This window comes from Arcobacter sp. s6, from assembly GCF_040884245.1.
Classification (GTDB): Bacteria; Campylobacterota; Campylobacteria; order Campylobacterales; family Arcobacteraceae; genus Aliarcobacter.
Window position 1 is genome coordinate 22,737 of the sequence record NZ_JBEVTN010000017.1, and the last position, 12,012, is coordinate 34,748.

General features: G+C 28.4%; 10 protein-coding genes. 5 read left to right on the forward strand and 5 right to left on the reverse strand.

Translation table 11 applies throughout. The annotated features are described in order from the left end of the window. Positions 1 to 27: 27 nt before the first annotated feature. The 3 genes from ABVS04_RS11330 to ABVS04_RS11340 all read right to left on the reverse strand — a co-directional run bounded on the left by ABVS04_RS11330 (position 28) and on the right by ABVS04_RS11340 (position 2,443). Positions 28 to 171: a hypothetical protein gene (locus tag ABVS04_RS11330; RefSeq protein WP_368030842.1), complete on the reverse strand. Its 144-nt coding sequence runs from the start codon at positions 169 to 171 to the stop codon at positions 28 to 30. 96 nt (positions 172 to 267) lie between these two features. Beyond that, positions 268 to 948 carry a response regulator transcription factor gene (locus ABVS04_RS11335; RefSeq protein WP_368030843.1) on the reverse strand — a complete coding sequence of 227 codons (681 nt, stop codon included), beginning with the start codon at positions 946 to 948 and terminating at the stop codon, positions 268 to 270. Next, positions 935 to 2,443, reverse strand: coding sequence for a DUF3365 domain-containing protein (locus tag ABVS04_RS11340; protein ID WP_368030844.1), 1,509 nt, complete (start codon positions 2,441 to 2,443; stop codon positions 935 to 937). The genes ABVS04_RS11335 and ABVS04_RS11340 overlap by 14 nt, the downstream gene beginning before the upstream one ends. Before the next feature lie 195 nt (positions 2,444 to 2,638). Between ABVS04_RS11340 and ABVS04_RS11345 the strand changes: the two genes are divergently transcribed. From ABVS04_RS11345 to ABVS04_RS11365, 5 genes are all read left to right on the forward strand, one after another. Further along, complete coding sequence (locus tag ABVS04_RS11345; RefSeq protein ID WP_368030845.1) at positions 2,639 to 3,454, forward strand: formate/nitrite transporter family protein; 816 nt, start codon at positions 2,639 to 2,641, stop codon at positions 3,452 to 3,454. Positions 3,455 to 3,564: 110 nt separating this feature from the next. Next, a complete protein-coding gene (locus ABVS04_RS11350) occupies positions 3,565 to 5,277 on the forward strand; it encodes a protein kinase (RefSeq protein WP_368030846.1) in 1,713 nt (570 codons plus the stop codon). 173 nt (positions 5,278 to 5,450) lie between these two features. Next, positions 5,451 to 7,913: a nitrite reductase large subunit NirB gene (gene nirB / locus ABVS04_RS11355; RefSeq protein WP_368030847.1), complete on the forward strand. Its 2,463-nt coding sequence runs from the start codon at positions 5,451 to 5,453 to the stop codon at positions 7,911 to 7,913. Continuing rightward, positions 7,914 to 8,222: a nitrite reductase small subunit NirD gene (gene nirD / locus ABVS04_RS11360; RefSeq protein ID WP_368030848.1), complete on the forward strand. Its 309-nt coding sequence runs from the start codon at positions 7,914 to 7,916 to the stop codon at positions 8,220 to 8,222. A gap of 55 nt (positions 8,223 to 8,277) precedes the next feature. Then, positions 8,278 to 9,924, forward strand: a complete 1,647-nt coding sequence (locus tag ABVS04_RS11365; protein WP_368030849.1) for a methyl-accepting chemotaxis protein — start codon at positions 8,278 to 8,280, stop codon at positions 9,922 to 9,924. A gap of 41 nt (positions 9,925 to 9,965) precedes the next feature. Here ABVS04_RS11365 and ABVS04_RS11370 read toward each other — a convergent pair whose 3' ends face one another. Further along, positions 9,966 to 11,093, reverse strand: a complete 1,128-nt coding sequence (locus ABVS04_RS11370; RefSeq protein ID WP_368030850.1) for a cytochrome-c peroxidase — start codon at positions 11,091 to 11,093, stop codon at positions 9,966 to 9,968. Next, the gene (locus tag ABVS04_RS11375; protein ID WP_368030851.1) at positions 11,026 to 12,009 is read right to left on the reverse strand and encodes a sterol desaturase family protein; all 984 of its coding nucleotides are present in this window, start codon (positions 12,007 to 12,009) and stop codon (positions 11,026 to 11,028) included. Before ABVS04_RS11375 ends, ABVS04_RS11370 begins: the two co-directional genes overlap by 68 nt. Between the last annotated feature and the right edge of the window lie 3 nt (positions 12,010 to 12,012).

The following is a 12,012-nucleotide window of genomic DNA, read 5'->3' on the forward strand; positions in this document are numbered from 1 at the left end:
TAACCTTTTTTACTTAAAAACTCTCACTTATCTAAAAGGAGGCCCCGGTTTTATTATAATAGGAGCTGGTGCTACTACAGGAGGTGGAGCTGGTAAAAACCAAAAATGACAACATCCAGATAAAAGAATAGTTATTATAATTGAAAATATTAGTAATATTAACTTTTTCATTTAAACTCCATATAATTTATTTTATAAACAAATTATTTCATATAAAATTAAATGTATTTAAAATACAAAGTTAATGAAATTAAAATTTAGGAAGAATCATTTCAAGCGATACCCAACACCTGAAATATTCACAACATAATCCTGCCCTATTTTTTTTCTTAAGTCCCTAACTACACTTCGTATGGCAGATAAACTCATAGAGTCACTTCCCCATACTTGATACTCTATCTCTTCATAGGAAAAAGTTTTATTTATATCACTACATAAAAGTTTCATTAAAAGAGTTTCTTTTTTATTTAAGTGTAGTTCTTCACCTTCAAATATAATTTGATTTTTATTTAAATCAAAATACATATTTGTTTGAAGCTCTACACTTAAAGGAAGTAACTTATCTATCTTTTGAAAATATGCATTAAAAGCTTCAAAAAGTTCATCTTCTGTTATTGGTTTTATTATGTATCTATCTATTCCACTATGTAAAGCTTTTATTAGAAATTCCGTATCTGTATGCGCTGATACTATTATTGTATATGCATTACTAGCTCTTTTTTGAACTTCTGATAATAACTCAAAACCTCCCATATTTGGCATTTTTAAATCTGTCATTACAATATCAGGTAGATAGTTTTCATACTTATCTAAACCATCATATCCATCAATAGCTACATAAACTTCTTTAAAAAAAAATTTCAACATTGAAGCTATATTTTCTCTTATTACTTTTTCATCTTCAACTAATAAAATTGTTTTGTTTTTTAATCTTTCAAGTGTTTGCATTTTCATCCTTTTTTATAGGTAGACAAATTATAAAACTTGCTCCATTTTTTAAGTTTCTAACTTCTAAACTTCCTTGCATATGTTTTTGAATAATTTCCTTTGAAATATATAGACCAATCCCTGTTCCTTGATGCTGTTTTGTTGTGAAATATGGTTCAAAAATTCTATTTATATATTTTTCTTCTACTCCTCCACCATTATCATTTATTTCACAATATATGTATTCGTCATCTTGTGAAATATGAATTTCAATTCTTGGAATTTCAACCTTTCTTTCAATTAAAACATCTTTTGCATTTGATATTAGATTTAAAACAACCTGTGAAAACTCATTTGCATAACCATAAACTGTAATCATTCTTGAGCAAAATATTTGAAGGTTTATATTATTGTAAAGCAGAGATTCTTGGGAAATTTTATACGCTTTTTTAACTTCATTTTTTAAATTAAAATACTCTTTTTCTTTATTTGGTTTAAAAAAGTTTCTAAAGTCATCAATAGTTTGAGACATATATTTAAGCTGTTCATTTGCTTCACTCATTCTTTCATCTAAAAACTTTTTATCTACACCTTGAGAAATTGCTGTCCATTTGATATTCATCATTATGGCACTTACAGCACTGATAGGTTGACGCCATTGATGAGCTATATTTCCAATCATTTCTCCAAGGGCTGCTAGTTTTGATTGCTGTATTAAAAGATTCTCTTTTTCCCTTTGTTTTTCGATTTCTTCTTTTACTTTATTATGTAATGTTTGATTAAAATCATCAAGCTCTTTTACTTTTATTTCCAATGATTCATTTAGTTTTGAGATTTTTTGCTCATTTAATCTTTTTGTATATTCATGTATAAGTAGAGTAATAATTGCTCCAATTGCAGCAATTATTAGAAAAATTATAGTTTGTTCTTTATCTTTATTTATCTCATTTAGTTGTTCAAACTCTTTTTTTACATCAAAAGTTACACTAATTCCACCTCTTATATCACCCACTTTATAACCTTGTGCAGCATGACAAAGAAGACATTCTTGCTCAGTTTTAAGTGCACCCATAAATTTAAACTCATTATCTTTTATTTCCCACCAATATGGAATACTTGGATCTTTGTCAAACTGATCTAAAATCTTTCTTTCATCTTCATCTGGAGCATTGTTTTTATTTATTAATTTATTACTTGTTATTTTTAGTTTAAAGCCATCTCGTTTGCTTGCTATATCAGATATTTGTCTTGTCATAAATGCAGGATTTACCCAAACCATTGTTTCACCATTTTCAGATTTTATTGAGTTTGGATTTAAGTATGGATTTGGTTCTAGCTTTTCAGATTTTACATAAACACCATCGTATTGGGCATTCCAATGTCTCATATCTACTATTAAATCAAAAATTGCAATAGCTTTACTTTTTAAACTATCAGTTAAAAGTTGTTCTTGAACAGTATAAGAATTTTTTATGGTGTAACCTATTATAAAAAATAGTGACAGTAAAAAAAACATAAATAAATAGATGATTGATTTTTTAATTATTTTACCTTTTTATTTTTATTATAAATAAATATAAACAATTTATATTTTCTTGATTGTCTATAATTTATACAGAAAAATCTATTTTTCACATTTTTTTCCTCACTTTTCTTGTTTTAATTCTTTATGTAAAAAATAAGACTACAAGAAACAAAAAAGGAGATTATTATGGCATATATAGAACCATCTGAATTTGCTACTAAAATGGTAGATGCTGGTGAACAGAAGATTTACATGTCTACAAAAGATACATTAATTAGAGCGTATATGGCAGGAGCTATTTTAGCACTTGCTGCAGTTTTTGCAATTACGGTTGCCACACAAACGGCTAATCCTTTATTAGGAGCATTATTATTTCCAGTTGGATTTATTATGTTATACCTAATGAAATTTGATTTATTAACAGGTGTATTTACATTAGTTCCATTAGCATGGATTGATAAAAGACCAGGAGTTACAATTGGTCAAATTCTAAGAAATTGGGGATTAGTTGCACTTGGTAATTTTGGAGGTGCATTTACAGTGGCTGTTATGATGGCATTTGTATTTACTTATGGATTTAATACAGATGGTGGAGCAATTGCTGCAAAAGTTGCAACCATTGGTGAGTCAAGAACAGTTGGTTATGCTGCACATGGATTTGATGGATGGTTAACGGTATTTATTAGAGGAATGTTATGTAACTGGATGGTTTCTATGGGTGTTGTGGGAGCTATGATTTCAACTTCTGTTTCTGGTAAATGGTTAGCAATGTGGATGCCAATTATGCTGTTCTTCTACATGGGGTTTGAACACTCTATTGTAAATATGTTTTTATTTCCTTTCTCTTTAATTATGGGTGGTAACTTCACAATCTCTGATTATTTATTATGGAATGAATTACCAGTTGCTTTAGGTAACTTAGTTGGTGGTTTAGTGTTTGTTGGTTTAGCGATTTATTATACACACGTTAAAACAGGAACGAAAAGAACTTTAAGTAAATAATACTTAACTCATGGGCAAAGCCTATGAGTTATATATAAAAACTTATTTATGGTGATTTTTCAAGCCTTTACAAATATAAAGGCTTTATAAAATTACTAAAAAGTAGTGAAATGAATAATCAATTAAAAGTATCAATAGGTCAATATTCAACGAAAGGTCGAAAAGAAATAAATCAAGACTTCCATGATGTACATATTCCAAATGAACCTCAACTTACAAGTAAAGGTGTAGCAATTGCAATTGCCGATGGAATTAGTAGTAGTGAAGTAAGCCAAGAAGCTAGTAAGATTTCTGTAGTTTCATTTTTAGAAGATTATTTCTCAACTAGTGACTCATGGACTGTAAAAAAATCTGCACAAACAGTAATGGCTGCCACAAACTCATGGTTATATTCTCAAAATAGACAAGATAAATATCACTTAGATTTAAACAAAGGTTATGTATGCACATTTAGTGCAATGATTATAAAATCAACTACTGCACATATTTTTCATATGGGTGATGCTAGAATCTATAGAATAAGAAATGAAAATATTGAAATTCTTACAACAGATCATAGAGTTTGGATTTCAAAAGAAAAAAGTTATCTAAGTCGTGCTATGGGAATGGATACAAATCTAAATGTAGATTATGAAAAAATAGATGTTGAAGTAAATGATATTTTTCTTTTAATGACAGACGGAATTTATGAATATGTATCGAATGAAACACTAATCAAAATAGTAAATGAAAATATTGAAGATTTACAAGTTGCTGCAAAGATGATTTCTGATTTAGCCTATGTAAATCAAAGTGATGATAACTTAACAATTCAAATTTTAAAGGTTGATAATCTTGCTTTAAAAAATGTAGATGAAATTCAAAAGCAAGTGAATAAAAGAATTTTACCTCCTATTTTAGAAGCTCGAATGACATTTGATGGATATGAAATTATAAGAGAATTAAGTCATAGCAGTAGAAGTCATATTTACCTTGTAAAAGATATTCAAAGTCAAGACTTACTTGCATTAAAAATTCCATCAATTGATTTAAAAGATGATTTAGCATATCTTGAAAGATTTATGTTAGAAGAGTGGATAGCACGTAGAATCAATAATGAAAATGTAGTTAAATCCTATATTTCAACTAGGGAAAGTGATTATCTTTATAATATCACTGAATATATTCAAGGTCAAACACTAAGCCAATGGATGACTGATAATCCAAAAGCAAAAATAGAAATAGTAAGAGACATAGCACAGCAAATTGCAAAAGGCTTAAATGCTTTTCATAAGCTAGAAATGATACATCAAGATTTACGACCTCATAATATAATGATTGATTCAAATAACTGTGTGAAAATAATTGATTTTGGAGCAACAAGAGTTGAAGGATTAATTGAATCAAATATCAACTTAGAACAAGAAAATCTCCAAGGAACAGCACTTTATTCTGCACCTGAGTATTTTTTACAAGAAAATGGAACTTCTAAAAGTGATTTATTTTCATTGGGAGTTATTGTTTACCAAATGTTATCAGGTGAACTTCCATATGGAGTTCAAGTTGCAAGATGCCAAAATAAAACAGCTCAAAATAGATTGGTTTACAAATCTTTATATCCTAAATTTCCAGTATGGATTGATGAAACTTTAAAAAAAGCCTTACAAGTAAATCCAAATAAAAGATACGATCAAATATCAGAATTTATATATGATTTATACCATCCAAATAAAAAATATCTAAATAAAAAGAAAGCTGCAATAATAGAAAGAAATCCTGTGATTTTTTGGCAAGGAATATCTTTTGTACTATTTCTTATCATTTTATTACTCATCATTAAATAATAAAAATTTAATGTAAAACAAAGCATAAAAAAGCATTTTAAATATCAAACAATAAAATAATGCCTAATATTTAATTTAAATTTAAGTTAATTGATTATTTTATATACATATTTTTCTACAAAAACTTCAAGTAATTTGACATAATTATCATAGAAGAAAAAAAAGGAATACTTATGAAAGAGAAATTAGTAGTTATCGGAAATGGAATGAGTGGACTTCGAACCATCGAAGACCTTTTAGAATTAAAAAAAGATAAATATGATATTACAATTTATGGTGAAGAACCATATGTAAATTACAATAGAATTATGTTGTCATACATACTTTCAGAGGAAAAAACTTTTGAAGATACAATTATAAATCATCAATCTTGGTATGAACAAAATAATATCACTTTAAACAAAGGTGATAAAGTAATTTCTATTGATAAAACTAATAAAACAATCACTAGTGCAAGTGGAAAAATTGAATCTTATGACAAACTTCTAATAGCAACTGGTTCAAATGCTTTCGTTCCTAAAACAAAAGGAAGTGAACTTGAAAATGTAATTGCTTTTAGAACAAAAGCTGATGTTGATTCTATTATGGGAACAATATCAAAAGATAAAACAGCAGTTGTGGTAGGAGGTGGACTTCTTGGACTTGAAGCTGCTTATGGTATTGCAATGCATGGAATAAAAACTGTTTTAGTTCATAGAAGCTCTTCGATTTTATCACAACAACTTGACTCAACAGGAGGAAGACTTTTACAAAAAAACCTTGAATCTTATGGAATAGAGTTTAAATTGAACACAACTATTGAAGAAATAAGCGGTGAAAAAACTGTTGAAAAAGTAAGCTTTACTGATGGAACATCTGTTGATTCAAATTTAGTAGTTTTTGCAACTGGAATTATCCCAAATAAAGCTTTAGCTTTGGATGCTTCGCTTGAATGTAATAAAGGAATTGTTGTAGATGACTTCTTAAAAACAAGTGATGATTCAATTTTTGCTATTGGAGAATGTGTTGAACATAATGGAAATACATATGGATTAGTAGCGCCACTTTATGAGCAAGCAAAAGTTTTAGCAAAAGTACTTGCAGATAAAAAAACAGAAGCTTATGAAGGCTCAACTTTATCAACAAGACTCAAAATTTCAGGTGTTGATCTGTTTAGTGCTGGTGATTATTTAGGTGATGTTACAACTGAAGATTTAATCTTACTTGATGAAAAAGTGGGTGTTTATAAAAAACTTGTAATTTATGATAACAAAATCATTGGTGTAGTTTTATACGGAGATACAGCCGATGCTTCTTGGTATTTAAAACTATTAAAAGAGCATACTGATATTTCAGATTTACGAACTAAGATATTATTTGGAAAATCAGCACTTTCAGGGGATGCAGGTCATGGAGGAAATGATATAAATGCTATGAGTGATGATGAAGAAGTTTGTGGATGTAATGGTGTTTGCAAAGGTGATATCGTAAACGCTATTAAAGAAAAAGATTTAAAATCTCTTAGTGATGTAAAATCTTGTACAAAAGCTGGAGCTTCATGTGGTTCTTGTTTAGGCCTAGTTGAACAAATTTTAGTAAATACATTAGGTGATGAGTATAATGCAAGTGAAGAGGGAATTTGCTCTTGTACAACACTTGGACATAAAGATATTAAAAAAACTATTAATGATGGCGAATTTAAAACTGTTTATGATGTTTTTAAAGAACTTGAATGGAAAACACAAGATGGTTGTTCGAAATGCCGACCTGCTGTAAACTATTACTTATTAGTTAAATATAACGATGATAAATATAAAAATGATAGAAGATCTGCTTTAGTAAATGATAGAATGTATGCAAATATCCAAAAAGATGGTACTTATTCAGTAGTTCCAAGAATTTGGGGAGGACTTACTTCACCTCAAGAATTAAAAGATATTGCGGATATTGCAGTTAAATATGATGTACCAACTGTTAAATTTACAGGTGGTCAAAGACTTGATATGCTTGGAGTTAAAAAAGAACAACTAGAGCCTATGTGGAAAGATTTAAATGATTGTGGCTTTGTATCAGGGCAAGCTTATGCAAAAGGGTTAAGAACAGTTAAAACTTGCGTTGGTAATACTTTTTGTAGATTTGGAACACAAGACTCTATGAATATGGGTATTAAACTAGAAAAATTAACTTGGGGTTCATGGACACCACATAAATATAAAATTGCAGTATCAGGATGTCCAAGAAATTGCGCTGAAGCTACTATCAAAGACTTCGGTATTATTGGTGTTGATTCTGGTTGGGAAATTCATGTTGCTGGTAATGGTGGTATCAAAGTTAGAGTTACTGATTTCTTATGTAAAGTAGAAACAGATGAAGAGTTATTTGAATATACAAAGGCTTATATGCAATTTTATAGAGAAGATGCATATTATTTAGAAAGAACTGCTCATTGGATTGAAAGAGTTGGATTACAATATGTAAAAGATGTTATGTTTGATAAAGAAAAAAGAGAATATTACGCAAAAAGATTTGAAATATCACAAAAATCAGCACAAGTAGACCCTTGGGCAAAAGCTATTGAAGATGGAACTACAAAAGAGTTTACATCAATAGTAATTAATCCAGAAGAATCTCATAGTTTTGAAGCAAAGGAAATATAAATGTCAAAATGGTACAAAATTACAGAAGTTGAGAATATACCTTTAATGGGTTCAAGAAAAGTAGAAATTGGTGATATTGAGATTGCAATTTTTAAAACAAGAGATGGTTCTATTTTTGCAATAAATAATATTTGTCCCCACAAAAAAGGAAAATTAAGTGAAGGATTAGTTCATGAAAAAATAGTAACTTGTCCTTTACATAACTGGGAAATAGACCTAGCAAGTGGTGAAGCTTTAGGAAATGATACTGGTTGTACGAATGTTTATGAAAATAAAATTGAAGAGGGATTCATTTTTCTTAACATTTAAAAAGATTATTTAATGTATAATATATCCCTTAAATTTACTTAACGGGAGGTTATTTTTGAAAAATAAATCTATTTTTTTATTTTTAATATTGTCAGTTTTGGTTTTAATTGCTTGTTTTTTAGCAAATAATATTGCTTTATGGATTGTATCAATAGTTGTTATTGGAATATGTTCTTTTTTATTATTTGATTTAAATAAAAATTTTTCAAAAATTAAAACAGAATTAGAAGAATTAGAGAAGAGATGCGAAGTAAAAGATATAAGTGCTAATGAAGACAATGAAATAAGAAATGAAATAATAGATGTTTTAGAAAAACTAAAAATAGGTTTTCTAGGTTATAAAATACAAAAAATGCCGAATGATCCTAAAGTTGCAAAAGTTGCAAAACTTATAAATGAAAGTATGGATAAATTTAATCAAGATATTGATTATTCACTTGAAATATTAACAGAATATGGAAATGCAAATTTTGCATATGAAGTAAAAACTTCTAATCTAAGTGGGAAGACAGGTTCTTTATTATTGGGGATTAGAGCATTAGGAAGTTCTGTTTCTGAGTTTATTGCATTGATTAACATAACTGCAAATGCATTAAATGAAAATGTTGAAACTCTAACAGTTGCTTCAAATAATTTATCTGTTTCTTCAAATCAACAAGCAGCATCACTTGAAGAAACAGCTGCTGCACTAGAAGAAATTACAAGTACAATAATAAACAATACAGAAAATACAAACAAAATGGCTATTTTTGCAAAAGAAGTTAACATAGCAACAAATGAAGGAAGAAAACTAGCAGATGAAACTGCATTATCAATGGAAGAGATTAATGTTCATGTAAATGAAATTAATAATGCTATTGTTTTAATCGATCAAATTGCTTTCCAAACAAATATCCTTTCATTAAATGCAGCTGTTGAAGCTGCAACTGCTGGAGAAGCTGGACGTGGATTTGCAGTTGTTGCAGGAGAAGTACGTAATCTTGCAGCAAGAAGCGCTGATGTTGCAAAAGAGATTAAAAACTTAGTTATAAATGCAACATCAAAAGCAAATCATGGAAAAGAAATAGCATCTCAAATGATTGAAGGTTATTCAAAATTAAACAATAATATAAATAATACAATTGATTTAATAAACAGTATAACAGAAGCTAGTAAAGAACAACAAGCAGGAATTGAACAAATTAATGATGCAGTAACTGAACTTGACCAAGCAACACAACAAAATGCCCAAGCAGCATCTGATATAAATATTATGGCAAAAGAGATACAATCATTGTCTTATAAACTATTAGAAACAGCAAATCATGCAAAATTTGATAAAAAAGCACTTGAACAAGTTTGTGATATGGACTTAACTATGTTTTTAAATAGATTGAAATTAAATCACGTAAATTTTAAAAATAACAATTGTGTTAAATTAGGTTCAAAAACAACGTGGACTGTTGTAAAAGAAACAGAGTGTGAACTAGGGAAATGGATTATACAATCAGAAGAAAAAAATGAAGAATTCACAAAAACACAAAATTGGCAACATTTAAAAGAAGTTCACTTAAATGTGCATAAAGGGATGCAAGATATTATTATAGAAAATGCAAATAATTCTAATAATGAAGTTTTAGCAAAACAAGCCCATGCACTTGATGAATCAATCTCAGATGTATTTTGGATGATTCAACAAGTAAAAAGAGATAACTGCGTTTAGAAGAGTAAGAACACTCTTCTAAACACTCCTACTATTCCTCACTATTTTTCCAATAAATGCTCATATTTTTTATCTGTTAAAAGTTTCATAAAAGCCACCAAAGCTTCATTTTTTCTATCACTTTGCGCTTTTGCTTTTAACTCTTTTAAAGATATTGTTTCTTTAACTTCAGGTTCATCCCAAGCTTTATTTGTTTCAGGATTAATATTTCTATCTTTATTGTTATATTTATCATAAAACTCTACTACAGTTTTTAAATCAGAAAATACACCATTATGCATATAAGGTGCTGTAACTGCTACATTCCTAAGTGTTGGAACTTTATGCTTTCCTTTTTCATTTATATCATTTACAAGGGTATTTGCAAGTAATCCATCATCTATAACTTTTACACCATTTTTAGTTCTTAAACTATTATTTGCAGGTGTTCCAATATTATGAAATTCATAGTTTGTAAATGTTTCACCCTCTTTATCTTCACCTTTTAAAACATGGCAAGTAGCGCATGAGTTATTGTTATTTGAAAAGAATATTGATTTTCCTAAGTCCTCAAGAGCTGTTAAATCATATTCACCTTTTAAATATCTATCATATTTTGAATCAAATGGTGAAAAAGTATCAGTTCTTTCAAATGAAGCTATAACTTGAGTTAAAGCATCATAGGCTTTTTCATCATCATTTAAAATATCATTTCCAAAAAGACTTTTAAATGAACTTACATAAAACTCATTTTCTTTGATTCTATCAACTACATCTTTTTTACTAGCCATTCCCATTTCAATTGGATTTAATGGTGGGCCACCTGCTTGCTCTTCTAAAGTAGAGGCTCTACCATCCCAAAACTGTCCACCTATATATTTTTGTTTCTTTTCATCAAAATGAAACTTAGGGGAAAACTTAGCATATGAAGCTGTTGGAGCTTGTCTATCACCTAGTGATTTATTATCATCTCCAAGTGATGCCATTTTTGAGATTCCATTGTCTCTATCATCTGCAAATCCTGCATTTGGATTGTGACATGTGGCACATGATTGTGTTCTATTAAATGATAAATTTTTATCAAAAAACAAGACCTCTCCCAAAGTCTCTTTTGATATATCCTCATTTGCACTTAAGCTTATACTTGTTCCTAGAAAAAATATAAACATAAATTGTTTTAAATTTTTCATTAATCCTCCTTTTTTTTATTAAATTTATAAATGGTCTTAAAATTAAATCTTTTAACGAAAGATAATCTTTCATTTGATCAACTCTTAATCCAAATTTCATAACTTTTACACTATTTGATAAACAAAGTGTTCCAAAAACTCTGTCCCAAATAGCAATATATCCACCATAATTTTTATTAAAATGTTTTTTACTGTGGTGTATTTGATGCTGTTTTGGTGAAATAAACCACTTTTCTATAAATCTTCCATAAGAAATAGGAACATGTGAATGTCTCAAGTTTGAACCTATTAATGAAAAGAAAAACAAAAAAGCATTAACACCTAAAACCATGTAAATATCAATCAATGCACCAAATAAATAGATAAAGATCCCTGTAACTATTCCAATACTAAAAGAATATCTCAATCCAAAAAGAAAGTTTTCAACAGGATGAACCCTATAAAAAGTAATAGGAGTTAGAACTTTTGCACTGTGATGAACTTTGTGAAATTCCCATAAAAATGGAATCGTATGTAAAAATCGGTGAAGCCAATATCTTGTAAAATCGCTTACTAAAAAAAGTGTTATGGTATATAATAATATTATTTCTCCATAAGAAAAAAAGCTATTTTCAAAATAATCAAACTGTTTATACAAAAATCTATTTACCTCTAAGGCGATTGTTTTTGCACTTATAATAAAAGGTATCAATAAAAACAGATTTATAAAATAAGATAAGAAAAAATAGTAATAATCTAGCTTTGCACTTGGATGTAACCAAAGTTTTGAAGATGTGATTAATCTATTATTTTTTTTCGTAATATAAAAATAAATTATTGCTATAAGTATTGAACTTAATAAATACCCCCAATACAGTCTTTTATCAGGATTTATTAAATATTCAAATGCAAAAAAATCAACAGTTGTAAAGTTCAATTT